Annotated in this window: 23 protein-coding genes; 18 read left to right on the forward strand and 5 right to left on the reverse strand. The window is 29.9% G+C overall.

The genetic code is table 11. The features are described 5' to 3' along the window. Positions 1–4 precede the first annotated feature (4 nt). From LPB136_RS05295 to LPB136_RS05340, 10 genes are all read left to right on the forward strand, one after another. Positions 5–658: a hypothetical protein gene (locus LPB136_RS05295; protein WP_072555130.1), complete on the forward strand. Its 654-nt coding sequence runs from the start codon at positions 5–7 to the stop codon at positions 656–658. A gap of 119 nt (positions 659–777) precedes the next feature. After that, complete coding sequence (gene lpdA, locus LPB136_RS05300; RefSeq protein ID WP_072555131.1) at positions 778–2,166, forward strand: dihydrolipoyl dehydrogenase; 1,389 nt, start codon at positions 778–780, stop codon at positions 2,164–2,166. Between the two features lie 145 nt (positions 2,167–2,311). Beyond that, complete coding sequence (locus tag LPB136_RS05305; protein WP_072555132.1) at positions 2,312–3,766, forward strand: lipid A-modifier LpxR family protein; 1,455 nt, start codon at positions 2,312–2,314, stop codon at positions 3,764–3,766. Between the two features lie 85 nt (positions 3,767–3,851). Then, entirely contained in the window at positions 3,852–4,301 is a 450-nt protein-coding gene (locus tag LPB136_RS05310; RefSeq protein WP_072555133.1) for a heavy metal-binding domain-containing protein, read from the forward strand. 163 nt (positions 4,302–4,464) lie between these two features. Next, entirely contained in the window at positions 4,465–5,118 is a 654-nt protein-coding gene (locus tag LPB136_RS05315; protein ID WP_072555134.1) for a hypothetical protein, read from the forward strand. A 51-nt stretch (positions 5,119–5,169) separates the two neighbouring features. Further along, entirely contained in the window at positions 5,170–5,577 is a 408-nt protein-coding gene (locus LPB136_RS05320) for a DUF3592 domain-containing protein (protein ID WP_072555135.1), read from the forward strand. A gap of 40 nt (positions 5,578–5,617) precedes the next feature. After that, positions 5,618–6,193 (forward strand): Crp/Fnr family transcriptional regulator, encoded by a 576-nt coding sequence (locus LPB136_RS05325; protein WP_072555136.1) that lies wholly within the window; start codon positions 5,618–5,620, stop codon positions 6,191–6,193. A gap of 71 nt (positions 6,194–6,264) precedes the next feature. Then, the gene (locus LPB136_RS05330; RefSeq protein WP_072555137.1) at positions 6,265–6,735 is read left to right on the forward strand and encodes a hypothetical protein; all 471 of its coding nucleotides are present in this window, start codon (positions 6,265–6,267) and stop codon (positions 6,733–6,735) included. Positions 6,736–6,767: 32 nt separating this feature from the next. After that, complete coding sequence (locus LPB136_RS05335) at positions 6,768–7,181, forward strand: DUF2147 domain-containing protein (protein WP_072555138.1); 414 nt, start codon at positions 6,768–6,770, stop codon at positions 7,179–7,181. A gap of 97 nt (positions 7,182–7,278) precedes the next feature. After that, positions 7,279–9,663, forward strand: a complete 2,385-nt coding sequence (locus LPB136_RS05340) for an erythromycin esterase family protein (RefSeq protein ID WP_072555139.1) — start codon at positions 7,279–7,281, stop codon at positions 9,661–9,663. 18 nt (positions 9,664–9,681) lie between these two features. Here the strand turns inward: LPB136_RS05340 and rlmF are convergent, their stop codons facing one another. Further along, the gene (gene rlmF, locus LPB136_RS05345) at positions 9,682–10,533 is read right to left on the reverse strand and encodes a 23S rRNA (adenine(1618)-N(6))-methyltransferase RlmF (RefSeq protein WP_072555140.1); all 852 of its coding nucleotides are present in this window, start codon (positions 10,531–10,533) and stop codon (positions 9,682–9,684) included. Between the two features lie 97 nt (positions 10,534–10,630). Between rlmF and LPB136_RS05350 the strand changes: the two genes are divergently transcribed. Continuing rightward, entirely contained in the window at positions 10,631–12,382 is a 1,752-nt protein-coding gene (locus tag LPB136_RS05350) for an amidohydrolase (protein ID WP_072555141.1), read from the forward strand. Positions 12,383–12,384: 2 nt separating this feature from the next. On the opposite strand, the gene bshC is transcribed toward LPB136_RS05350, so the two are convergent. Continuing rightward, complete coding sequence (gene bshC, locus LPB136_RS05355; protein ID WP_072555142.1) at positions 12,385–13,989, reverse strand: bacillithiol biosynthesis cysteine-adding enzyme BshC; 1,605 nt, start codon at positions 13,987–13,989, stop codon at positions 12,385–12,387. Positions 13,990–14,107: 118 nt separating this feature from the next. Between bshC and LPB136_RS05360 the strand changes: the two genes are divergently transcribed. The 5 genes from LPB136_RS05360 to LPB136_RS05380 all read left to right on the forward strand — a co-directional run bounded on the left by LPB136_RS05360 (position 14,108) and on the right by LPB136_RS05380 (position 19,318). After that, positions 14,108–16,057 carry a BatA domain-containing protein gene (locus LPB136_RS05360; protein WP_072556922.1) on the forward strand — a complete coding sequence of 650 codons (1,950 nt, stop codon included), beginning with the start codon at positions 14,108–14,110 and terminating at the stop codon, positions 16,055–16,057. Then, complete coding sequence (locus LPB136_RS05365; RefSeq protein ID WP_204218378.1) at positions 16,054–17,313, forward strand: dihydroorotase; 1,260 nt, start codon at positions 16,054–16,056, stop codon at positions 17,311–17,313. Before LPB136_RS05360 ends, LPB136_RS05365 begins: the two co-directional genes overlap by 4 nt. Positions 17,314–17,316: 3 nt before the next feature. After that, a complete protein-coding gene (locus LPB136_RS05370) occupies positions 17,317–17,649 on the forward strand; it encodes a DUF4870 domain-containing protein (protein ID WP_072555143.1) in 333 nt (110 codons plus the stop codon). Between the two features lie 67 nt (positions 17,650–17,716). Further along, positions 17,717–18,352, forward strand: coding sequence for an alpha/beta hydrolase (locus LPB136_RS05375; RefSeq protein WP_072555144.1), 636 nt, complete (start codon positions 17,717–17,719; stop codon positions 18,350–18,352). A gap of 27 nt (positions 18,353–18,379) precedes the next feature. Further along, positions 18,380–19,318 carry a sterol desaturase family protein gene (locus LPB136_RS05380; protein ID WP_072555145.1) on the forward strand — a complete coding sequence of 313 codons (939 nt, stop codon included), beginning with the start codon at positions 18,380–18,382 and terminating at the stop codon, positions 19,316–19,318. A gap of 51 nt (positions 19,319–19,369) precedes the next feature. On the opposite strand, the gene bcp is transcribed toward LPB136_RS05380, so the two are convergent. Next, positions 19,370–19,828 (reverse strand): thioredoxin-dependent thiol peroxidase, encoded by a 459-nt coding sequence (gene bcp, locus LPB136_RS05385; protein ID WP_072555146.1) that lies wholly within the window; start codon positions 19,826–19,828, stop codon positions 19,370–19,372. 34 nt (positions 19,829–19,862) lie between these two features. Between bcp and LPB136_RS05390 the strand changes: the two genes are divergently transcribed. Next, positions 19,863–20,513, forward strand: coding sequence for an endonuclease III domain-containing protein (locus tag LPB136_RS05390; protein ID WP_072555147.1), 651 nt, complete (start codon positions 19,863–19,865; stop codon positions 20,511–20,513). Positions 20,514–20,935: 422 nt separating this feature from the next. On the opposite strand, the gene LPB136_RS05395 is transcribed toward LPB136_RS05390, so the two are convergent. Continuing rightward, positions 20,936–21,520, reverse strand: coding sequence for an RNA polymerase sigma factor (locus tag LPB136_RS05395; RefSeq protein WP_072555148.1), 585 nt, complete (start codon positions 21,518–21,520; stop codon positions 20,936–20,938). A gap of 272 nt (positions 21,521–21,792) precedes the next feature. Here LPB136_RS05395 and uvrA point away from each other — a divergent pair, with 272 nt between their 5' ends. Continuing rightward, positions 21,793–24,585: an excinuclease ABC subunit UvrA gene (gene uvrA, locus LPB136_RS05400; RefSeq protein ID WP_072555149.1), complete on the forward strand. Its 2,793-nt coding sequence runs from the start codon at positions 21,793–21,795 to the stop codon at positions 24,583–24,585. A gap of 249 nt (positions 24,586–24,834) precedes the next feature. On the opposite strand, the gene LPB136_RS05405 is transcribed toward uvrA, so the two are convergent. Then, on the reverse strand, positions 24,835–25,458 hold the full coding sequence (locus tag LPB136_RS05405) for an HmuY family protein (protein ID WP_072555150.1): 624 nt from the start codon (positions 25,456–25,458) through the stop codon (positions 24,835–24,837). Positions 25,459–25,476: the final 18 nt, after the last annotated feature.

The raw sequence follows: 25,476 nt of genomic DNA on the forward strand, positions 1-25,476 counted from the left end.
AGTTATGAAAAATTTAATTATTATAATATTTTTATTTACAATAAGTTCAATATTTAGTCAATCCGAAATAAAAACTGACACATTATTCAAACCTAATTATCCAGAAGGAGTTTATGTATCTAAAAAAGATTTTATAAATAAAAAACCTTCGATATTTGAAGAGGTTAAAATGATGAATTTTAAAAGACAAGGTATTGATAGTATCATTCACAACCCCTATTTTTACTATACAAAGAATAATAGAAAAGTAAGGAAGATTTTTGCTATTTCCTATAAAGGACATTTATACTTTCAAATAAAAGCCATATTAAAAAACAGAAATAAAACAGACAGAGCTCAAAGCACTAATTTTCATAATACTTTTGTTAGAGTTATTATGGGAGGAGAAAATTATCTATATACAGAAGCTGAGTTAGTTAATCAATGGGCAATGGGAGCGGCTGTTAATTTTGGTATTGCCGGATCAGTAATTGCTAATGACTTAATAAAAGGAAAAGGAATTGTTTGGGACTTTAAGAATGAAGAATTTAATATTTTTAAATCTTGTAAAGATTATAATAATTTTATTAAAGATAAAGCTTTTGATGATGTTCAGGAATGTGAAAAACATCAACCAAACATGATGAAAGTTAGAAAAACTATTGAAAAAATAAAGTAACTAAATAAGCGCGTTAGGGATTGAAGTGACATCCTTTTTAGTTTTTTCTAAAAAGATATAACGGAAAGCCCGCTCGAACGCCAAAAAAACAAAACAAACAACACGTAAAAATTAACAACATGAAATACGACGTATTAATAATAGGAAGTGGTCCTGGAGGTTATGTAGCAGGAATTAGAGCTTCTCAATTAGGCTTTAAAGTTGCCATTGTAGAGAAAAGTGAAATAGGTGGAATTTGCTTAAACTGGGGATGTATTCCTACAAAAGCCTTATTAAAATCTGCTCAAGTGTACGATTATTTAAAGCATGTAGACCAATATGGTTTAAAGGCTGAAGCGATTGACAAGGATTTTGAAGCTGTTATTAAACGTAGTCGTGGTGTTGCTGAAGGAATGAGCAAAGGTGTTCAGTTCTTAATGAAGAAAAATAAAATTGATGTTATAAACGGTTTCGGTAAAATTAAAACTGGTAAAAAAGTTGATGTTACTGCTGAAGACGGAACGGTTACTGAATATAGTGCTGAGAATATTATTATTGCAACAGGTGCTCGTTCTAGAGAATTACCAAATTTACCACAAGATGGTAAAAAAGTAATTGGTTATAGACAAGCAATGTCTTTACCAAAGCAACCTAAATCTATGATTGTAGTAGGTTCTGGAGCTATTGGTATTGAGTTTGCACATTTTTACAATTCAATGGGAACAGATGTTACTATTGTTGAGTTTATGCCAAATGTTGTACCTGTAGAAGATATTGATGTTTCTAAACAAATGGAACGTTCTCTTAAAAAATCTGGTATTAAAGTAATGACAAATTCTTCTGTAGAATCTGTGGATACTACTGGTGATGGAGTTGTTGCAACTGTAAAAACTAAAAAAGGAGAAGAAACTTTAAAAGCAGATATTGTATTATCTGCAGTTGGTATTAAATCTAACTTAGAAAACATTGGTCTAGAAGATGTTGGAATTATTGTTGACAGAGATAAAATCTTAGTAAACGATTTTTACCAAACTAACATTCCTGGTTATTTTGCTATTGGAGATGTAGTTCCTGGACAAGCTTTAGCACACGTTGCTTCTGCAGAAGGAATTACTTGTGTTGAAAAATTAGCAGGTTTACATACGGAATCAATTGATTACGGAAACGTTCCTGGTTGTACGTATGCTTCTCCAGAAATTGCCTCTGTTGGTTTAACTGAAGCGAAAGCCAAAGAAGCTGGTTACGAATTAAAAGTAGGAAAATTTCCTTTTTCCGCTTCTGGTAAAGCAAGTGCTGCTGGAAACAAAGATGGTTTTGTAAAAGTAATTTTTGATGCAAAATATGGTGAATGGTTAGGTTGCCACATGATTGGTGCCGGAGTTACCGATATGATTGCGGAAGCTGTTTTAGGTAGAAAATTAGAAACGACTGGACATGAAGTTTTAAAAGCAATTCACCCACACCCAACAATGAGTGAAGCGGTTATGGAAGCTGTTGCTGATGCGTATGATGAAGTTATTCACTTGTAGAAAATAGATTCTTAGATTTTTGAAAAAATATACTTTTAGATAAAAGAATCAAAATGATAGAAAAAAAACCTCACCAATTTGGTGAGGTTTTTTGTTTTATTAATAAATAAGTAACTTAGAAGCTATAACTAACTAGATAATTATTATGAAAAACCTACTATTTCTTTCTTTTTTATCACTAATCAGCTTAAGTCTTTTTTCACAAATTGATATAGAAAAATGTGTACTGATTTCGAAATTAGATAACAAAACATATCAAATAGATACAAGTATACAAAACGATATTAAAGTAACTGATTTCATTGTATCTAAATTATTCCCTGAGATTTTTTCAATAGATTATAATCACACCACCATTAAAGCAAACTTAGATTGTATAAACCATACAGAAACAATTACTTGGATTCAACATATTTATATTAATAGAATTATTGACTTAGAGCATTTTATTAGAGAAAACAAATTTGATTCTATAAAAAAAAATCCTATCAGCAAGTTTGACAGATCTCCTAGTGAAATGAAAAAAATATTACAAATTATTAATAAAAGAACTCAAGAAGTATCCTCGTATGAATTTGCTTTATACCAACACAGAGATGCAAAAGAAAAATGGATTAAATATGTTTATTTTGACCATGCAAATGACTTTTTAAGTTTCCTATACAATAATGATAGAGACATGACAGGTGCTTCAAGATTTGAAGTAGGAACTGATAAGATTAAACTCAGACTATTTGCAAAAAGAAATGATGATTGGTATAATTTAAATTCAAAAAGTTGGTATACATATCAAACCGTTTTTGCAGGAGGAGAAGCTTATACACCAGATTTAGATTCCCCTCTGCTTATATCTGAAGAATCTTATAACCCATACGACAGACCTTTTGCTTCATTTATATATTTTGGTTGGAGCAGACATGGTATTTTTCGAAGTGGGAAATCTAAATATAGTATTGAATGGAAAATTGGAACAATTGGTTCATTAGCTCCAGACAAAGTACAATCTGCTATTCATAGGGATTTAACTATTGGAACTAGAAAACCTTATGGTTGGGACAGTCAAATTGCATCTGGGGGAAGAGTAGGAATTAACTATAATTTTAATTTTGAGTATTTATTTGATAAAAACGAATCATATATTCCTTACACATCTTTATTTGGTGATTTAAAAGTTGGAACACAAAACACATCAGTTGGAGTAGGAATTAATTTTTCAAATAAAGATTTAAAATCTAGAGGAGCCTTAAACATTCCTTTATTAAAAAATAATAAAATAGATTTTGCTTTAAACTTTAAAACAGAATTAAGATATGTTATTCATAATTCAATGTTAGAAGGTTATGGTGTTTTTAAAAGGACACCAGACGAAGACCCTTCATCTCCAATAGATATCCACTTTTTAAATGGAGACCAGATAAACAGGTTATTAAGTATTTCTGAATTATCTATAGGAATTGATTTTAAATATTTAGGCTTTTTCTATAGCTTTAATATTATGAGTCCAGAATATGAAATAAATAATATTCCTGAAGAGAATATCCCTTTAAATGATAGTAGATGGAATCATGTTGGTAAATTAGGAATTCTATTTAAAATATAACTGTAGTTATTTTTAAAACAAGAATCAAAATTTTAAAGAAAAGATCTTACCTTAATTGGTAAAGTCTTTTTTTATATATTTGAGGATGAAAAAACTGATTCCAATATTCGCATTATGTTTAGTTTGTTTTTATTCTTGTAAAAAAGAATCTAAACTACCTGAATCACCAATGAATAAACCGATTCCTTCGCTTCCAAATTCTAATCAATTTACAACCAATGTAATTGGAGGCGCACATTATATTTGTCCAAAAAGATGTAAAGGTGGAACTTCTGAAGCAAAAGGAACTTGCGCAACATGTAATAGTGCACTTGCTCATAACCAAGGATTTCACAATACACCTACAAATAGCCAATTCAACACTCCTGTAAGTACACCAATCAATACACCAAAAACAACTCCTGCTTCTGGACCAAATTTAGCAGGTCAATATCATTATACTTGTAGTAACGGATGTACAGGTGTTGGAGATGCTGCTGGAAAATGTAACAAATGTTCTAAAGAATTAGTACACAATGCTGCTTTTCATCAATAAGATTTAGCTTTAAATTAAGGAACTTATCAATACTGAACATATTAAATTCATAAACTATATAGAAAAAACCTCGCAATTGCGAGGTTTTTTCACTTTACAAATACAGTGATTTAATTAGATGCTATTTCTTTATATTTGGTTATCAACCAACTAAACATATTTTATGAAGAAGTCTGACGAAAAGAACAATCAAATAATATCATATTTAACGCTAAGAAAACTTATTGGTATTATTGGCGTTGGTTTACCTATAATTTTACCAATTGTTTTATTAGTTAATGGAAATAATATCTTAATTCAAGATTCAATTAGCGCATATTACGCAACTGAAGCAAGAGATTTTTTTGTAGGCTTTTTATTTGTTCTGGGATTCTTTTTATTGACTTATACTGGATATTCCGATGAAAGTAAACCTGAAAAAATTAACGATAATGTTGTCGCTAATATTGGTGCTATTTTTGCCATTTGTGTTGCCATATTTCCAAATTCAAGTCAGAGTGAAACGATTCAAACAATACATTTTTTATCTGCTGTTGCATTGTTTAGTGTGTTTGCTTATTTCAGTTTGGTAATCTTTAAAAAAACCAATCCAGCTATTAAACCTACAGAAATGAAATTGAAAAGAAATAAGGTTTATACAATTTGCGGCATTATAATTATAGTTTTTGTTCTTTTAGCTGGTATCAGTTTTAAATTTTTAAGCGATGAAACAAGAGCTTCAACTAATATTATTTTTTGGTGTGAAGTAATTGCATTGATAGCTTTTGGTATTTCTTGGTTAACTAAAGGCGAAACATTTTTAGAAGATAAAAACTAGAATAATTACTATCTTGTGTATTTAATTTAGAGCATAATTAAACTTATGAAAATGATAGAATACTTGTACGCTGCTTTATTGATTATTGGTTTACTATTACTTTATTTTGCCAACAAACAATACATAATCTCTAGAAACCTTATTAATAATGGCGTAAAAACCAAAGCAAAAGTTATTGATTTACTAAAAATTAGTAGTGATGATGGTTATACTTACAAACCTGTTTTTGAATACACAAACAGATTAGACGAAACGGTTACATTTGAAAGCGACGTAAGCTCAAGTCCGCCAGCTTACAGAGTTGGTGATTATGCGACTATTGTTTACAGCAAACAAGATACTGAAGAACGAAAAATAGTTTCTTTTTGGGGTTTATACCGTTGGCCAATTATTTTACTCTGCTTTGCTTCTCCTCTATTAATTATTAGTCTTAGCTATTTTAGTTATTTGTATAGGTAAGATAACATGTTTTTATATTAACTTGATTTTTAGATGAAAAATGGATGATTTTCTAAACTACATAAATAGCATAAATCCTATTAATGAAGATGCTTTGAAAGAACTTCAACAATGTTTTAAACCAAAACAGCTTCGTAAAAATGACTTTTTTGTAAAAGAAGGTGAATATGCAAATCAAATTGGATTCCTACAAAAAGGAATTGTTAGAGCCTATTTCTTAAATCAGAAAGGAAAAGAATACAACAAGCAGTTTTTTGTTGGTCCATCAATAATTGGCGCGTACACTTCTTTATTAACTAAACAACCCAATAAAATAGCACAACAGGCTTTAACAGATTGTAAGATTCTTGTTGCCGATTTTAATGAAATGGAAAAGTTATATGATAAATTCCATGACTTAGAAAGGTTAGGTAGAAAAATTGCTGAATTTTATTTCCTAGAGAAAGAACAAAAAGAAATTGAAATGGCTTTATTAGACGCAGACAAGAGATATTTAATAATGAGAGAACGTTTTCCGGAAATAGAATTGATACTTCCGCAATATCATATTGCTTCTTATTTAGGCATTTCTGCAACTCAATTGAGTAGAATAAGAAGAAAACTGAAAGATTCTTAATTTTCTTTACATATGTAAATGCCACTGCACAACTAAACACTGAAATTTGTATAAAATTAAAATCATTTTATATGAATCGTGTTTTAGCCTATTTTTCAATTGCAATTTTCGCTATATTTTTAGGAAGTCAAATTACTGAAGGTGCATTGTTAGTTCCTTATTGGAAAACGTTATCTGCAACAGAATTTTATCAATATTATTCTGAATTCGGAAAAATAATAGGTAGTTTTTATACAGTCCTAACATTAATTGCTGCTTTAATTCCTGTATCAGTTTTTATTTATTGTTACTTAAAAAAGTCTGAAGCACTTCGCTTTTCAATAATAGCGGTTTTTTTCACTTTTTCATTTATAGCCGTATTTTATATTTATTTTAAAGGCGTAAATCAACAATTTTACAATGCAACTTTTAACGCTATTCAATTAAAATCCGAATTAAACACTTGGGAAAACTGGCATTGGTTCAGAGTACTTTTAGAAGCATTGGCCTTAATATTCTTAATCTTAACTTTTAATGTTTTAACAACAGAAAAATCTCAATAACAACTTACAAAACCATTTAAAAACGTACAGATATGAAATTTTTATACATTCTATTATTTATTAGCCTAACAACTAACGGACAAACTATTATTGGTAAATGGGAAACTTTTGACGACAAAACCAAAGAAAAAAAAGCAGTTATTGAAATCAATAAAACGGATAATACATATTCAGCCAAAATAGTTACAAGTTATACCGCAGAGAAAAATGCCCTTTGCAAAGCTTGTAAAGGGATAAAAAAAGACAAACCAATAATTGGTTTACATATTATTGAAAACATTAAAAAAGATGGAAATGAGTTCAATGGAGGAACCATTCTTGATCCTGAAAACGGAAAAACCTACAAGTGCTACTTACAATTAGTTAGCAACAACAAACTAAAAGTAAGAGGTTTTCTTGGTGTTGCTCTTTTTGGAAGAACTCAATATTGGATTCGAAAAGAATAGAAATTATATTATTTGATATAAAATTTTGTTAATCAGCAGAAATAAATGCTTTTATATAGTAGAGATTCCTAATATTGCACCACAATAATAGACAACTATGAAAAAGCTAAATATTTTTCTCTTTCTTTTGATTATAAACATTGCTCAATCACAAGAATTAAAAACACACCAACTTTTATCACCTGAATCTAATGAGAATTCAGATTTGCAGTTTTTAAATACAGAGTTACAAGGTAAAAAACTTGTAATGCTTGGTGAAATGACACATATGTACGGAAATATTTTTGCAATGAAAGCCCGCATTGTTGAATACCTTCACAAAGAATTAGGTTACACAACCATAGCAATGGAAGCTTCCATGTATGATTTATGGTTAATGAATAAGAGTAAGTTTACTCCTGAAAACTTCAATAATGCTGTATATGGAGTTTGGTCTAGCGCTAAAGAATTTCAAAGATTAGTTACTTATATTGAAAAAAATAACATCAAAGTAATTGGTTTTGATTCACAGTTTAATAATAGTCAAAAATTTATTGACGACTTCTTCGATTACCTAGAAAATAATAAAATTGAACAAAAACTAGATGAAGACGATTTAGCCATTGTTATAGAAGGTGTTTTAGAAAACTTTTCTTTTGAAGAACAAGATATTAAATTTTCAGATTTTGAAAAAGAATTAAATCGTATCATAAACGTTATCAACAAACTAAATACAACTGAAGATAATTATTATTGGCAACAATTTATTAAAAATATTCTGGCATGTTCAAAAGATGCAAACAATAAAGAGGAAATTTTAACTATGGATTTTGCAAATAGTGACCATAATTATAGAGATGCTCAAATGGCAGACAATTTATTAAGTTATATACATCGTAATCCGAATGAAAAAATTATTTGTTGGGCAGATAATATTCACATCATAAATAATATTTCTAGTGTTAAAAAGCCCATTATAAAAGATTTTATTTCAATGGGAAATCACATTAAAAAAAGCCTTAAAAAAGAAGTGTACAGCTTAGCAACGCTTCATGCAAATGATTCCCTTTTAGAACAATCAACCTGGCATTCAACTCCAGTACTTAAAGGTTCTTTTGAGAATAAATTAAAAGCCCTTGATAAACCTTTCCTTTTTATAAGCTCTAATCAAAGCGCTATGAAAGTGCCACAAAAGAGTAGACTTCTACATTATGTAGATTTTACAGAAATGAGAATGGATCAATTACATGATGGTTATATTTTTTTAAAAAATGCAACAAACCCTAAAAAAGAGATAACTGAAATTAATGAAATAACTGAAAATAATACTCAAAATCAAACTGAAGAAATATCCCTAACAACAAAAGGGAAAACATTAATTCTAAAAGGGAAAATTATAGATTCTGGAACAAATTTACCAATTCCATACACCACTATTATTTTAAAAAACGAAGAAATTTATAGAGTTGCTGATGACAATGGAGCTTTTGAATTACGGGTAACATCAAAAATGCTAGAGAATGCGTCTGCAAGCATTTCATCAATGGGTTATGAAAGTCGTTTAATTCCTCTTAAAAATTTGACTTCAAAAATTTATCTTTCTTCTAAATTTGAAGAACTCGATGAAATTGTTATTTCTAAATCTTTATCTCCTAAAAGCGTATTAAAAAAAGCAATTAAATTGATTGAAAAAAATCATACAACAGAGCTTCATAATTACAAGAGACATGGCAATATTATCATCAATCAAAATGATAAAACTCTTCTTAATCTAGAACTTATTACTAAAGATTGTGATCAAGGATATAATTCTCCTTACGTTATTTCACAACGAGTAGAACAAGTGAAATGGAATAAAAACAGTTTAAAAAAATATTATAAAACTTCTGCTGACTTTTTTTCATATAGACAAAATGCAATTAGATATTCTAATATTCTACATAAGAGAAAATATAAAAGGTTTGACTTAAATTTTATCAAATCCAACAACTCAGAAGATGAAGATTTTTACATTATAGCGTTTAAAACTGATAGAAATAAATGGAATTACACTAATAGAGATTTCCCTACTCAATATACTGGAAAAGTGTATGTAAATAGAGATAACTTTGCAATAGTAAAAGTTATTGAAAATTGGGAAACCACTTTAAATAAAGCTGAAATAAAAACGTATTTCAAAGATGATAAACGATATAAAGGCAAAAAGGAAGTAAAAATTAAAGAGGAGAATGTGAGTACATATTCAAAAATAATTGACGCAAAATACTATGCTTCAACATATTTTAACCGTCGTTATTATGAAAAATTAGATGAAGACAATCAATTAGAAAACTCAGTAATTGAAATGAACTCTAATATGTACGATTTCGAAATTAAAAATGTTGAAGACATTGAATACTACCAATACAATAACAAAAAAGAAAATTCACTCTTTAGAGTTGCATACGATGAAAATTTTTGGAATTTATTTTACGAACAACATCCAAGTTTTAAAAATAAATAGAAGCTATTCTATTTATTTTTAAAACCTCCAACAAACAATCCTTGTAACCTTGTTTCCTTGTGTCATTGGTATCACTTTAAACTCAGCAACTTTTAGTTTTTTAGAAGAAGCTTCCAAAGACTTTACATTGTCTTTGTTAGATACCAAACTTGTAAACCATTTACTACTTTTAGGATTCAAAGAACTTTCATACAAATAGGTGTGCAAAAAGGCTTTTTCTCCACCAATATACCAAAGTTCGTTATTGTTTCCTGCAAAGTTTCTGACAGCGTTGTTTCCTAAATTTCTGGTTTTTCGTCGATTTGCTCCTCTTGCTTCTTCCGCAGATTTATAAAATGGCGGATTACACATAGTTGCAGTAAAAGCATCGTCTTCTTCTAAAATTTCTTTTAAAATATGCTCTTCTTTAAACTGTTGACGCAAGGTAATCTTAGCTTCCAACTTGTTGTCATCAATTATATCTTGCGCAAAATCCAAAGAGTCTAAATCAATATCTGTAGCAACAAAATTCCAATTATACTCAGCAACACCCAATAACGGATACACACAACTTGCACCTGTACCAATATCTAAAATTTTTATATTTTCTTCGGAAGAAAGCAAATCTGCCAAATGATGAATATAATCTACACGACCAGGAATTGGTGGACATAAATTTTCGTCTGAAAAATTCCAATGTTCAATTCCGTAATGCGCCTTTAATAATGCTTTATTAAGTTCTTTTACTGCTTTAGGATCAGAAAAGTCTATGGTTGTTGTTCCGTAACTATTTTCAGTAACAAAAGGTTTTAAATCTTCTGAAGCCTTAATTAACTTGTCAAAATCGTAACCGTTGTTGTGTTTATTTTTTGGGTGTAAGGATTTACTCATATGCCAAAATTAACTTAAAAATCTAACCTAACAACTCCTTCTAAAAAGTATTTCTTCTAAAATCTTTGCTATATTTGATAAATTCATTTTTATAATTATGAGTAAATCCAAAATTCTAATAGGAATAATTGCAATTGCTTTTATCAGTTATTTTTTAATCAGTAAAGATTTTGATAAAAATAGCGATACACTTTATATAAACGGAAACTTCATTACACTAAATGAAACACTTGAAAATGCGGAAGCTATTTTTGTTGAAAAAGGAAAAATAAAAGACATTGGAACAACTAATGAATTAGAGAAATACAGAAAAGGGAATACTGTTGTAGATTTAAAAGGCGCTACTGTTCTTCCTGGGTTTATAGACAGTCATTCTCATGTTGCGCTATCAGCTTTTTTAAATGATATGATTGATTTGTCTGGCTTTAAACACAAAACAAATGCAGAAGTTTGGAATCATTTAAAAGAACAGATTAAAACCAAAAAAGAAGGTGAATGGGTTATTTGTAAAGGAATTGATCCAATTTTAGTAGAGGGTTTAAAAACACCTAACATAGCTTTTTTAGACGAAATTTCTCCAAACAATCCTATCTTATTGGTTTCACAAAGCATGCATACATATTGGGTAAATTCCAACACTTTTAAAAAAGTGAATATTACAAAAGACACTCCAAATCCATCAAAATCAAGTTATTATGAAAAGGATAAAAATGGAGAATTAACAGGATTAATTGCAGAACAGGAAGCTTTTTCACCAATTTTAAATCAACTTAAAAGAGATGTATTAACTTCTAAATTTTTAATAAATTCAACAGTTAGTACATTGAATAAATACGCTAAAAACGGTAACACAACTGTAGTTTCTGCAGGAATAACAATTAATGACGACAAGCCTCTACTACTTTACAAACATTTATCATCAGAAAAATCTGGTTTTATAAATCAAGCATTGGCAACATTTGGTCTTTTACCAAAAAGAGAGCAAAATCCAAGACATTTTTTATACATAAGACACGATAGGAGTTTTTTGCTACCTGAAACGAAAGCTAATGACGATTTTTACAATATTATTGGCGTAAAACATTGGTATGACGGTTCTCCTTACACTGGTTCCATGTATTTAGAATCGCCATATTTAACAACTGAATTCAACAAAAACAAATTGCATATTCCAGAAGATTCATCAGGAAAAGCACTAATTGAAGAAGATTCGCTAGTCAATTTTATTAAAAAATATGATAAAAAAGGATGGCAAATAGCTATTCATTCTCAAGGAGATCTTTCAAGTAGAAAAGTTATTAATGCTTTCAAGAAAGCTAATTCAGAAGTAAATATTACTGAAAAAAGACACAGAATTGAGCATTGTTTGTTACTTTCTAAAAACAGTCTTTCGGAAATGAAAACATTGAATATGACGCCAAGTTTTCACATAAACCATCTATTTTACTATGGAAAAGCACTATCTAATGAAATTATTGGAAAAGAACGCGCTGAAAGAATACTACCAATACTTACTGCTGAAAAGTTAGATATAAAATATTCAATGCATGCAGATCAACCAATGTTTGAGAGCAAGCCGTTTCATTTAATTCAGACTGCTATAAAAAGACAAACTAAAGAAAACGACACTCTTGGTTACAATGAAAGAATATCGCTCTTAAACGGCTTAAAAGCAATGACAACAAACGCTGCTTGGCAGATTAACATGGAAGATAAAATTGGTTCTTTAGCTAAAGGAAAATATGCCGATTTTATAATTATTGATAAAAACCCATTTAAAACATCTATTGATAGCTTACATCAAATAAAAGTTATAAAAACATTTATAAATGGAAATGAAGTAAAATAAAACTACATTTTAAGAACCGTAAACTCTAACTGCAATGGCTTTAGGTTATCTTTTAATTGCTGAATAAAATCGTCGCCATATTCTAAATAGTATTCGGAAAAATTACGCTGACGTTCTTCTAAACTCTGGTTTGGAAAAAGTTGATTCTGTAAATCCGTGATTCTTTGTACTAAATCGTGTTGTTTACGTTTTTCTGCTCTCAACAAACGTTTTTCAAGGTTTTCTAAACCTTTTATTTGCTTTTTTTCTTGAGCGTTTACAGCACCTAAAAAAGAAACATCTGTTTTTTCTGCAATAACTTTTAACTCAGAAAATTGTTGCTTTAAAAACTCTTTTTGTTGTTCAAAATCTACTGAAACCTCAGAATTTTCATTCACTTTTTTAGTTAGTAAATCGTTTTGCTTTAAAAAGATTTCTTCAAGCGAAATATTTAGTTTTTCTAATTTCTTAGATCGCTTTTCCGAAACAACCTGCACAGAATTACGTAATAATAATATTGGAAAAGGAACTTCAACTTTCTTGAAATAGCTTTTTAGCTGTAACCAATAGGCAATTTCACCACCACCACCAACGTAACTTAAGTTTGGTAAAATTACTTCTTGATATAATGGGCGCATTAATACGTTTGGTGAAAAACGTTCTGGATATTTTTCTAATTCTGATAAAATTTCTGCTTCAGAAAAAGTGATTTCTGTATTATTAATTTGATAAACACCATTTTCAAAAATAATTCTTTCTCGTTGATTGTTAGCTAAATAAAATAAATTTATCTCACGAGGATTTACTTGAACTTTATAATTCTTTTCAAACTCTAAATTCGTTTTAGAAACCTCATTGTAAGAAGTATGATTTAATAATTCATCTTTTACAAACGGAATAAAAGAACGCTTTAAATCCGCAGTATCGGCATCAATAATTACAATTCCATATTTACCAAACAACTCATTGGCAATATATTGAGTTGCTTCTGCTAAATTATTGTGTTTTATATAACCTTCAGAAAACAGCTCTTTTAACTCGTTAGCTCTTTTAGAATCTCCTAATTTTGCAGAAAATACCGCTAAAACTTCTTCTAGTCCTTCCGTAGAAAAACGACCAACTGCGCCATTCTGATTGGTATTCCATCTAAATTTAACGTCTTTAAAATTAAAAAAGTTAATTTCCTCAAAATCATGATCTTCTGTTGCCATCCAATAAATTGGAACAAAATTTTCTTTAGGAAATTTCACAGACAATTCTTCGCATAAGTTAATGACAGACAATATTTTATATAAAAAATATAAAGGACCTGTAAATAAGTTTAATTGGTGACCTGTAGTTATAGTAAAGGTGTTATCATTCGCCAATAACTCAATATTAGCTTTTGTTAACTCAGAAATAGAACTGCTCTTATATTGTTTTTTAAGAGATTCAACTAAAATAGTTCTCGACTCAGCTTTAAATGACAACTTTTTCTCCTCAATTTGTAACTTAAAACCTTCTAAGTTTGGAAAATTATTATAAAAAGGGAGAATTTTAGCATCTTTAGCTAGATAATCTTCCATTGTTTTTGTGAAATACCCAGTGTTTTTAAACGGAATATGCTCTATACAATCTGTTTCTGTCATATATCAAAAATACTAAATTAGATATAAGCGAGAGAAATAAAATCAATTATAACAGATTTTTAACGTGTTGCTTTTTATAACAATCTAATTACCTATTTTTACAATCCATTTTAAAGATATGCAATTTAAACATCCAGAGATATTTTATTTTCTTGCACTACTAATTATACCAATTTTAGTGCATTTATTCCAGCTGCAAAAGTTTGTAAAAGTTCCTTTTACCAACGTTGCTTTTTTACAGAAATTAATACTGCAAACTAGAAAAAGTTCTAAGCTAAAAAAGTGGTTGATTTTAAGCACAAGATTACTTGCACTTTCAGCGATAATTTTCGCGTTTACACAACCTTATTTTAGTAATAAGAAAGCAAGTAAAAATCAACATAATTTTATATATTTAGACAATTCATTAAGCACAAACACGAAAGGAGAAAAAGGTAATTTATTACAAATTTCATCTCAAGAAATCATAGAAACCATTTCTAATAAAGATGAGTTTTCTTTACTCACAAATAATGAATTCTATAAAAATATTTCGTCATCTGAATTAAAAAAAGTACTTTTAAACATCAATAACACTAGTGAAAAATTGTCAATTGATGAAGTTTTACTAAAAATTGAGAGCAATGACACAAATAAAAGCAAAGCTTTAAATAAAAATATATTAATATCTGATTTTCAGAATACTTATAAAAATAATTTTACAAATGTAAACAGTGATTTATCACTAATAAAACTAGAAAACGCTTTACAAAACAACATTTCTATTGATAGTGTTTTCACAAATGAGAATGATGGTAATAACCTAACAGTAAATATCAATGTAAGAAATCAAGGTGAAGCAAAAGAAAACATTCCAATTGCAATTTACAATGGTCAAGAACTAATTAGTAAACAGTCCTTCTCTATCGAAAAAAATACTGACAAAATTATTTCTTTCAGCATAGAAAACAAAACTACTTTTCTAGGCAAAATAGACCTAACTTTTAACGATACTTTTAAGTTTGACAATCTATTTTATTTCACATTAAATAAGAGTAAAAAAATTGCTGTTTTAAGTATTGGAAAACCCTCAAATTACTTACCTAAAATTTATCAAAAAAACGAATTTAACTTTTCCACTTCTACTGTTAAAAATGTAAATTATAATGCAATCTTAAAACAACAATTAATAGTCTTAAATGAGGTTGAAGAAATTCCACAAAGCTTAATTTCTAGCTTGGTAAACTTTTCTAAAAATGGAGGAAATCTTGTAGTTATTCCAAATAAAAATATAAATATTACTTCTTACAACAGCTTCTTAAAGAATTTATCTGTTGGAAAAATTCTTGAAAATAAAAAGGATACTTTAAAAATTACCGACATTAACTTTAAGCACCCACTGCTTAAGAATGTCTTTTTAAAGAAAGTTCAAAATTTTCAACACCCAACTACACAAAATTATTACACAACTGTATTTTCTAACGCAAGTACAATTGTGGGCTTAGAAAACAAATCACCTTTTATTCAGCTAATAAAAACAACAAACTCTAATCTATATTTTGTAAATTCTTCTTTAGAAAAAGAAAACAGCAACTTCACCAATTCTCCTTTGATAGTTCCTGTATTTTACAACATAGGGCAACAGAGTTTAAAGTACTCAAAACCATACTACACAGTTGGTTACGAAAATAAATTTGATATTAACACACAACTTAACAAAGACGATATCCTATCAATAAAAGGTTCAAAAAAATCATTTATTCCACTGCAACAAACACTACAAAACAAAGTTACATTAACTACTAAAAACCAACCTTTAGAAGCTGGATTCTATCATGTTTTAAAGCAAAAAGACACCTTAAAATCCATCGGTTTTAATTACTCGAAAGAAGAAAGTAATCTTCATTTCTTAGATACAGATGCATTGGCAAATGAGCAAAAAAACATTTCTACAAACACTTCTGTTAAAGCCGTTTTTACAGAAATTAACAAAAACAACAAAGTTACATGGCTTTGGCAATGGTTTTTAGCGTTGGCTATTGTATCTTTGTTATTAGAAATCTTAATTCTAAAATTCTTCAAAGCATGAGCACGCTTATTAAATCGGCAACGATTATAGATACTTCTAGCCCATATCATAACAAGCAAAAAGATATTTTAATTACTGAAGGTAAAATTGAAAAAATAGCGGATTCTATTCCTAAAAAAGACAATTACACAGTAGTTAAACTTGACAATTTACATGTTTCTTGTGGTTGGTTTGATACTAGTGTTTCCTTTGGAGAACCTGGATTTGAAGAACGTGAAACTATTAAAAACGGTTTAAATGTTGCAGCAAAAAGTGGTTTTACAAACGTTGCTGTAAATGCAAATACAAATCCAGTTATTGATAACAAATCTGCAGTAGAATTCTTAATTAATAAGGCAAACGGTTTTGCAACTAGCTTACACCCAATCGCCTCTTTAACGCAACAAAGTGAAGGTGTTGATATTGCTGAATTATTTGACATGAAACAATCTGGCGCAATTGCTTTTGGAGATTATAAGAAACCCGTTTCTAACGATAATTTACTAAAAATTGCACTTTTATATGCGCAAAATTTTGACGGATTAGTTCTAAGCTTTCCAAAAAACAATGCTATTTCTGGTGAAGGAATAGTAAATGAAGGTATAAACTCTACAAAACTCGGACTAAAAGGAGCTCCTGCATTAGCAGAAGAACTTCAAATTGCAAGAGATTTATTTTTATTAGAATATACTGGTGGAAGATTACACATACCAACAGTTTCTACAGAAAAATCTGTAAAACTAATTAAAGAAGCTAAGAAAAAAGGATTAAACGTAACCTGTAGTGTTGCTATTCATAATTTATATTTAACGGATGACGAACTACATGGTTTTGACTCTAACGTAAAAGTAAATCCACCTTTACGTACACAGAAAGATTCTAAAGCGCTAATAAAAGGGTTAAATGAAGGAACAATAGACGTAATTACGTCTGACCACAATCCTATTGATATTGAACACAAAAAAGTAGAATTTAGCGTAGCAAAAAATGGAACAATAGGTTTAGAAAGTGCTTTTGGCGCTTTAAATACTTTATTAGACTTAAATACAATTACAAAATGCTTATCTGAAAATCCGAAGAAAATATTTGGCTTACAAACTTCTTCAATTGAAAAAGGAGAAACTGCCAACTTATCTTTCTTTACAACTGAAGGAACAAGCAAGTTCTCTAAAGAAAACATTTTATCAACAAGTAAAAACAGTGCTTTCCTTGGCAAAATCTTAAAAGGAAAAGCTTATGGAATATTCGCAAACAATCAATTAATTTTAAACAACTAAATCATGGAAAAATTACCAACAACAGTAGAAGAAGGAAAAACAAATGCAATTATTAGCTACATAACAATCATTGGTACTATAGTAGCCTTAATTTTAAACAACAGTAAGAAAAATGCTTTTGCAAGCTTCCATATTCGTCAAATGATAGGGCTTTGTATTTTACAGATTCTTAACGGATGGGTTGTTACTCGGTTTTTAGGTGTATTTGTAGGCGGTGCAATTACTCTAATTTTATTAGTCCTTTGGATAATTGGATTTATGGGAGCTCTTAAAGGAGAAGAAAAACTAGTTCCTGTTGTTGGAGCTCAATTTCAAGACTGGTTTAAAGGAATTTAAAAAATATAATTTTACAAACTCCCTTAAAGGCTTTAATCTTTTAGGGAGTTTTCTTTACAAAAAAAGTATGTTACATTACGAAGTAAGAAAACCAAAAACAGCAACCGAAAACCCACCGTTACTAATACTTTTACACGGTTACGGAAGTAATGAATTGGATTTATTTTCTTTTGCAGAAGAATTACCAGACGAATTATTAATTGTTTCTGCTCGCGCACCTTATGAAATGGGAATGGGCGGTTACGCTTGGTATGCGATAAACTTTGATGCTGCAAATGGAAAAATATCCGACTTAAACCAAGCAAGAGAATCTTTAGTGAAAATAACTGATTTTATTGACACCATTAAAAAAGAATACAATACCAGTAAAACTTTTTTATTAGGATTTAGTCAAGGAGCAATTTTAAGCTATGCTTTAAGTTTTAAATATCCAAACAAAGCGCAACATATAGTTGCTTTAAGTGGTTATTTAAATGAAGAGTTATTGCCTAAAAACCCAACTGAAGAACAAATTAATACAGATTACTATATTTCTCACGGAAGTGTTGACCAGGTAATTCCTGTAGATTGGGCACGTAGAGCACCAAAATTTCTAGACAATCTTCAACTTAAAAATGTTTTTTCTGAATACCCTGTTGGTCATGGAGTAGCTCCTCAAAACTTTTACAACTTTAAGAGTTGGATTGAAGAACGCTTAAAATAAAACCTTAATTTTGTAAAAAATTATTAAATGGATATTTTCACGCACCAAAATGCTTACAAGTGGTTTATACCTATTTGTGCGCTTGCCATTTTTATAGAGATGTATTTTAGCTACAAAAGAAAAGCTAAAAACTATGAATTTAAAGATGTTTCTACCAATGTTTACTTCGCATTAACAAATGTTTTGTTAGACGGATTAATGTATGTTACTTCTTTTATAGTAATGGATTTTTTCTTTAAATACAGACTAATTAATTGGGAAAGCACTGGTGTTTTATACTGGTTTATCGCTTTTGTTGGTCAAGATTTCTTGTATTATATTCATCATTATGTAGATCATCATTCTCGTTTTTTCTGGGCAGTTCACGTAACGCATCATAACTCAGAATATTACAACTTATCTACCGGATTCCGTTCCCCTGTATTACAACCGTTATATCGTTTTATATTTTTAATTCCTTTAATTTTAGTCGGAATAGAACCTTTACACATAATGTTTGCTTATGCAATGAATCAGAATTACGGAACCTTATGTCACACCAACTTTATCAAACCAAACAAACGAAAAGGAGTTTTAGGTTTCTTTTTAAATATTTGGGAATACATTTTTGTTACGCCTTCGCATCACAGAGTACATCATGCATCAAACGTAAAGTATTTAGATAAAAACATGGGAATGTTTTTAATTATTTGGGACAGAATGTTTGGCACATTTCAAGCGGAAGAAACTACCGAAGAATATGAAAAATTGAAATTTGGCTTAACATCTCCATTAGAAGATAAAGGTCCAGTAAATATTATTTTTCATGAATGGAAAGCCATTTTTGCTGACTTCTTTAAAAATAAGAAACATTTACCTTTGGGAACTCGTTTAAAGTATGTTTTTATGCCGCCTGGTTGGTCTCATGACGGAAGTACACAAACAAGTAAAGAGTTACAGGCCGATTTAAGGTCTCAACAGAAATAATAATAATAATAATAATAAAAAAAGCCAAACTTTAAAGTTTGGCTTTTTTTATTATTCCGTTTTTAATATTTGTTCAGTATGTGCTTTTGTTTTCACTTTTAGAATAACATCTTCAATTACGCCGTTTTCATCTATAACAAAGGTTGTTCTATGAATTCCATCATATTCTCTTCCCATAAATTTCTTTGGTCCCCAAACACCAAATGCTTCAATTACAGCTTTATCTTCATCTGCTAATAAAGGAAAAGGTAATTCGTTTTTATTGATAAAATTTTGTTGTCTTTTTGCTGAATCAGCACTTACTCCCAAAATAGCATAACCTTGCGCTAAAAAAGTTTGATAATTATCTCTTAAATTACACGCTTCAACTGTACAACCTGGCGTACTTGCTTTTGGGTAAAAGAAAACTACTAATTTTTTACCGGCATAATCTGCCAACTTTATTGTATTTCCTTTTTCGTCTTTGGCTTCAAAATTTGGTGCCTTATCTCCTATTTTTAATATGTTCATTATTTGTATTTTTGTAACTGTAAAGATACTGAAAATGACAAAAGCCGAAAAAGTACAGTTTGTAATTGATACTCTTGAAGAAAAATATCCTGAAATTCCAATTCCGTTAGATCATAAAGATCCTTATACCTTGTTAATTGCGGTTTTATTATCTGCGCAATGTACCGATGTTCGTGTAAATAAGATTACACCACTTTTGTTTGCTAAGGCTGATAATCCTTTTGATATGGTTAAAATGACTGTGGAAGAAATTAAGGAAATTATTAGACCTTGTGGTTTATCTCCAATGAAATCGAAAGGAATTTACGGTTTGTCAAAAATATTGATTGATAAATATGATGGCGAAGTTCCGCAAAGTTTTGAAGGATTGGAAGAATTACCAGCTGTTGGTCATAAAACCGCGAGTGTTGTTATGAGTCAGGCTTTTGGTGTTCCTGCTTTTCCTGTGGATACTCATATTCACAGACTATTATGGCGTTGGAATTTAACCAACGGTAAAAATGTACAACAGACAGAAAAAGACGCAAAACGTTTGTTTCCTAGAGAGCTTTGGAACGATTTACATTTGCAAATAATTTGGTACGGAAGAGAATATTCTCCTGCTCGTGGTTGGAATTTAGAAAACGATATTATTACTAAAACTATTGGTAGAAAGACTGTTTTAGACGAGTATTATAAAAAATAAAACTTATTACGCGGAGATTCACAGAGAAACAGGGAGATTCACAGAAAAATAAATTTGACACAGATTTCACTGATTTGCACTGATAATGGTGCAAAATAAGAATTGCTATAAATTTTATAAGTAAAATTTCCAGAGAGATTAGAGTTCCTTTCCTTCGGGAAGGTTAGGATGGGTTTATTTCCATAAAAAAAGCCTCAACATTGTTGAGACTTTTTCCACTCTTAATTCAAATTCAATTCAATGAGACAGTTTGATTTGGTTTTAATAATTTCTAATGACTTAGAAAAGTTAATCAAAAATTGAATTGTTTCTTCGCTAGGTTGCATCTGAAAATCAGATGACTTTTCAGTGTAAAGTTGCATCATATAAGTCGTTTTATCATTGATTATTAACTTATTAACGAGACAAGTTTACATTTATTGTTAACTGACCAAAATAATTTTATTTTTTTCTATAATTTTACGCAAATTTATAAGCGCATAACGCATTCTACCTAATGCAGTGTTAATACTTACGCCTGTATTTTCTGATATTTCATTAAAACTCATATCGTTATAAATACGCATTTTTAGAACTTCTTTTTGCTCTTCTGGCAACTCTTCAATCAATTCTCTAACGTCTGCAGAAATTTGTTCTTTTACCATTTTCTTTTCGGCATTTAAAGTACCATCACTTAGTACCGAAAAAATATCAAACTCGTCGGTATTTCTAAACTTTGGCATTCTATTAGATTTTCTAAAATGATCGATAACCAAGTTGTGGCTAATTCTCATTACCCAAGGTAAAAACTTACCTTCTTCGTTATAACTACCTTTTTTTAAGGTTCTTATCACTTTTATAAATGTATCTTGAAAAATATCTTCTGTAATATCTCTATTCTGAATTTTACTATATATAAAACTATATAAACGTTGTTTATGGCGTTTAATTAGAGTTTCTAACGCTAATTCATTTCCGTTAATATATTCACTAACTAAAGTACTGTCTTGAGCTACATCTTTACGCATAAAATTACTTTTTAAAAAGCGGATTGCTTTTCGGTTATTATTAGTTATAACTGTTTAAAGTAATTTTTTATCTATACGTTTTTAGATTTAAGTTATTAAGTATGAGCTACAAAAATGTAATTTTTTATTCTAAAAAGCAAATATTGTTCCGTTTTTATTAAACTTATATTAATATTTCTAAAAAAACACTGCTTTTAAAGGAATAAAAATATAGTAAATCTCAAGCTGATTTCTGCCTAAAAAATGGTAAATTTAGCGCTTATTTTTACTGAATGAAAACAGACCTTTCTACCATAGATCCTAAAGAAAATATTATCATAAAAGGTGCTAAACTGCACAATTTAAAAGATATTGATGTTGTTATACCAAGAAATAAACTAGTTGTAATTACAGGTTTATCGGGTTCTGGAAAGTCTTCTTTGGCTTTTGACACACTGTATGCAGAAGGTCAAAGGCGTTATGTAGAAAGTTTAAGTTCGTATGCGCGTCAGTTTTTAGGAAAATTACACAAACCAAAAGTAGATTATATAAAAGGTATTGCGCCAGCTATTGCTATTGAGCAGAAAGTAAACTCTACAAATCCGCGTTCTACAGTAGGAACTTCTACAGAAATTTACGATTACATAAAATTATTATACGCAAGAATTGGTAAAACCATCTCTCCTATTTCTGGTAAAGAAGTTAAAAAGCATACAGTTACTGATGTTTTAAATTTTGTCAAAAAAATTGAAGTCCGTTCTAAGTTACTGCTACTTGCTCCTATTACTATTAATGAAAATAGAGATATAAAATCGGTTTTAAATGTGTTGACGCAACAAGGTTATGCGCGTTTAAAGTATAAAGAAACGGTGTATAGAATTGAAGATTTCCCGCAAGATGATTACAAAAACGACGAATTGTTTTTAGTGGTTGATAGAATTGTAATTAAAGACGATGAAGATTTTTTTAACAGATTAGCAGATGCAATTCAGACTGCTTTTTTTGAAGGAAAAGGTTTTTGTTTTATCGAGAATTTAGAAACAAAAGATACAACGCAATTCAGTAATAAATTTGAGTTAGACGGAATAACTTTCTTAGAACCCAACACACATTTATTCAGTTTTAACAATCCTTACGGAGCTTGTCCAACATGTGAAGGCTACGGAAATGTAATTGGAATTGATGCCGATTTGGTGGTTCCAAACACAGGTTTATCGATTTATGAAGATTGTATTTTTCCTTTTAAAACGGATTCGTATAGACATCTTAAAGACGATTTAATTTTAAACGCCGAGGAATATGACATCCCAATTCACAGACCTTGGTTTGAATTGACCGAAAAACAAAAACAACACGTTTGGGAAGGCACAAAGAAATTTAAAGGAATCAATCATTTTTTTAAGGCTTTAGAAGAAAAGAGTTATAAAATACAAAATAGAGTAATGCTTTCTCGCTACCGCGGAAAAACAAAATGTACAGATTGTAACGGAAAACGATTACGAAAAGAAGCAAACTATGTGCAAGTAAGCGGAAAAGTTATTTCTGAGTTGGTTTCACTTCCGTTAGATGAATTGGCAGCGTTTTTTAAAACGGTAAAATTCAACAAATACGAAGAAAAAATTGCCAAACGTTTATTAACGGAAATCAATAACAGATTACAGTTTTTACAAGACGTTGGTTTAAATTATTTAACACTTAACAGAACATCCAACACACTTTCAGGTGGCGAAAGTCAGCGAATAAATTTAGCAACTTCATTAGGAAGTTCATTGGTTGGTTCTATGTACATTTTAGACGAACCAAGTATTGGTTTACATCCAAAAGACACCGAAAAATTAATCGGCGTTTTAAAAGATTTACGCGATTTAGGAAACACAGTAATTGTGGTAGAACACGATGAGGATATTATGAAAGAAGCCGATTATATTATCGATATCGGCCCAGAAGCAGGAACTTACGGAGGTCACATTGTGGCTGAAGGTAATTTTGACGACATCTTAAAATCGGAATCTTTAACAGCAAAATACTTATCGTCAGCATTAAAAATTGAAGTGCCTACAAAACGAAGAACTTCAAACAATTCTATTGATATAATTGGCGCTCGTGAAAACAATTTAAAGAATATTGATGTTTCTTTTCCGCTAAATACCTTAACCGTAATTACAGGCGTTTCTGGAAGCGGAAAAAGTACCTTGGTAAAAAATATTTTATATCCCTCAATGCAAAAAAAACTGATTGGTTACGGGGATAAAATCGGGCAACATACAGAAGTTAAAGGAAATTTTGAGAGCATAAAACACGTAGAATTTATAGATCAAAATCCTATTGGGCGTTCTTCACGTTCCAATCCAGTAACTTATATTAAAGCCTATGACGACATTAGAGCGTTGTATTCTAATCAGAAATTATCTAAAATTAGAAACTACAAACCCAAGCATTTTTCGTTTAATGTAGAAGGCGGTCGTTGCGAGGTTTGTAAAGGCGAAGGAGAAGTTACCATAGAAATGCAATTTATGGCAGATGTGCATTTAGAATGCGAAACCTGCAACGGAAAACGCTTTAAAAAGGAAGTGTTAGAAGTAAAATTCGATGGAAAATCAATTGACGATATTTTAAATCTTACTATTGACGATGCAGTTGCATTTTTCTCAGAAAATTTAGTCACCAAAGTTGCTAATAAGCTAAAACCGTTGCAAGATGTTGGTTTGGGTTATGTACAGTTGGGTCAATCTTCTTCTACACTTTCTGGCGGTGAGGCGCAACGTATTAAACTGGCTTCATTTTTGGTAAAAGGACACACCAAAGACAAGGCGTTATTTATTTTTGACGAACCTACAACAGGTTTGCATTTTCACGATATTCAGAAGTTGTTAAAATCCTTTAATGCGTTAATAGACAAAGGACATTCCATCATTGTAATTGAACACAATATTGAACTCATAAAATGTGCCGATTATATTATAGATCTCGGTTTAGAAGGCGGTAAAAATGGAGGAAATCTAATTTTTTCGGGAACTCCAGAAGATTTAGCTCGTAATAAAAAATCATTGACAGCATCTTATTTGGCTGAAAAATTGGTTTTTTAGAAGCTATTTCCTGCTTTTCACTGTATCTTTTCTTCATTCTTCAGAAAAGGATGCCGTTGCAATCAGGGCTACGCTTTTTTGCTAACGTTCTGTCATTGCGAAGTTTACTTTTTTGTAAACTGTGGCATTCACATAAATCAAGTTTCAACTTAACACAAAAATGCACAACAATAAAAAAGCCACTCAGTTTTTAAACTGAGCAGCTTTTCACAACAAAAATTAAACATATAATTCAATAACTTATGATGATTATTGAAAATCTTTATCTCCTACATTAGGATTGTAGACATAGTTAAATGTGTAATATCTAGAATCGCTCGTTGCATCTTGATCTTTGTAATAGCTTAAAATTTCCATTTTAGCATAATTACCATCAACAGTTTTTACAACAATTATTTTACCTGCAATTGGGTTAATAGCGTGTGTTGGAGCTCCCGCATATGTATACCAACCACTTCCACTTCCAGAGGCTAAAGCATAACTTCCTGCTGCATCTTGTTTAAAATTAGCAGCTTCTGGTGCAATAGAAATATCGGAAAATGTTCCAGTTTCTAATGTTAAAGAAGCATCTCCAGATCTTATTGGTTCATCAACTAAACCACCAACTTCAACACCTCCGTTTACTAAAATAGTTGTACCTCTAAATGCCAAATCCCAACTATCATCAGTAACAACAGTTCCAGTTTTAAAGCTAAATTTTGTAAATTCTCCAGCAGTTGCAGGCGGATTTACAGTGTAATCTGTAGTTTGCGGAGCATGTAAGTTTTTTACTTCTTTAAAAACCACAGGTTCTGTAACTGTATTGTCATCATCACTACAAGATGTAAATATCATTGAAGAAACTACTGCTAGTGTTAAAATTATTTTTTTCATTTTAAATTGATTTTAATT

This window comes from Tenacibaculum todarodis (genome assembly GCF_001889045.1).
GTDB lineage: Bacteria > Bacteroidota > Bacteroidia > Flavobacteriales > Flavobacteriaceae > Polaribacter > Polaribacter todarodis.

Excerpts from the sequence above, each read along its gene's own strand:
- LPB136_RS05295 (WP_072555130.1), top strand. The coding sequence starts at position 5 with ATGAAAAATTTAATTATTATAATATTTTTATTTACAATAAGTTCAATA.
- lpdA (WP_072555131.1), top strand. The coding sequence starts at position 778 with ATGAAATACGACGTATTAATAATAGGAAGTGGTCCTGGAGGTTATGTA.
- LPB136_RS05305 (WP_072555132.1), top strand. The coding sequence starts at position 2,312 with ATGAAAAACCTACTATTTCTTTCTTTTTTATCACTAATCAGCTTAAGT.
- LPB136_RS05310 (WP_072555133.1), top strand. The coding sequence starts at position 3,852 with ATGAAAAAACTGATTCCAATATTCGCATTATGTTTAGTTTGTTTTTAT.
- LPB136_RS05315 (WP_072555134.1), top strand. The coding sequence starts at position 4,465 with ATGAAGAAGTCTGACGAAAAGAACAATCAAATAATATCATATTTAACG.
- LPB136_RS05320 (WP_072555135.1), top strand. The coding sequence starts at position 5,170 with ATGATAGAATACTTGTACGCTGCTTTATTGATTATTGGTTTACTATTA.
- LPB136_RS05325 (WP_072555136.1), top strand. The coding sequence starts at position 5,618 with ATGGATGATTTTCTAAACTACATAAATAGCATAAATCCTATTAATGAA.
- LPB136_RS05330 (WP_072555137.1), top strand. The coding sequence starts at position 6,265 with ATGAATCGTGTTTTAGCCTATTTTTCAATTGCAATTTTCGCTATATTT.
- LPB136_RS05335 (WP_072555138.1), top strand. The coding sequence starts at position 6,768 with ATGAAATTTTTATACATTCTATTATTTATTAGCCTAACAACTAACGGA.
- LPB136_RS05340 (WP_072555139.1), top strand. The coding sequence starts at position 7,279 with ATGAAAAAGCTAAATATTTTTCTCTTTCTTTTGATTATAAACATTGCT.
- rlmF (WP_072555140.1), bottom strand. The coding sequence starts at position 10,533 with ATGAGTAAATCCTTACACCCAAAAAATAAACACAACAACGGTTACGAT.
- LPB136_RS05350 (WP_072555141.1), top strand. The coding sequence starts at position 10,631 with ATGAGTAAATCCAAAATTCTAATAGGAATAATTGCAATTGCTTTTATC.
- bshC (WP_072555142.1), bottom strand. The coding sequence starts at position 13,989 with ATGACAGAAACAGATTGTATAGAGCATATTCCGTTTAAAAACACTGGG.
- LPB136_RS05360 (WP_072556922.1), top strand. The coding sequence starts at position 14,108 with ATGCAATTTAAACATCCAGAGATATTTTATTTTCTTGCACTACTAATT.
- LPB136_RS05365 (WP_204218378.1), top strand. The coding sequence starts at position 16,054 with ATGAGCACGCTTATTAAATCGGCAACGATTATAGATACTTCTAGCCCA.
- LPB136_RS05370 (WP_072555143.1), top strand. The coding sequence starts at position 17,317 with ATGGAAAAATTACCAACAACAGTAGAAGAAGGAAAAACAAATGCAATT.
- LPB136_RS05375 (WP_072555144.1), top strand. The coding sequence starts at position 17,717 with ATGTTACATTACGAAGTAAGAAAACCAAAAACAGCAACCGAAAACCCA.
- LPB136_RS05380 (WP_072555145.1), top strand. The coding sequence starts at position 18,380 with ATGGATATTTTCACGCACCAAAATGCTTACAAGTGGTTTATACCTATT.
- bcp (WP_072555146.1), bottom strand. The coding sequence starts at position 19,828 with ATGAACATATTAAAAATAGGAGATAAGGCACCAAATTTTGAAGCCAAA.
- LPB136_RS05390 (WP_072555147.1), top strand. The coding sequence starts at position 19,863 with ATGACAAAAGCCGAAAAAGTACAGTTTGTAATTGATACTCTTGAAGAA.
- LPB136_RS05395 (WP_072555148.1), bottom strand. The coding sequence starts at position 21,520 with ATGCGTAAAGATGTAGCTCAAGACAGTACTTTAGTTAGTGAATATATT.
- uvrA (WP_072555149.1), top strand. The coding sequence starts at position 21,793 with ATGAAAACAGACCTTTCTACCATAGATCCTAAAGAAAATATTATCATA.
- LPB136_RS05405 (WP_072555150.1), bottom strand. The coding sequence starts at position 25,458 with ATGAAAAAAATAATTTTAACACTAGCAGTAGTTTCTTCAATGATATTT.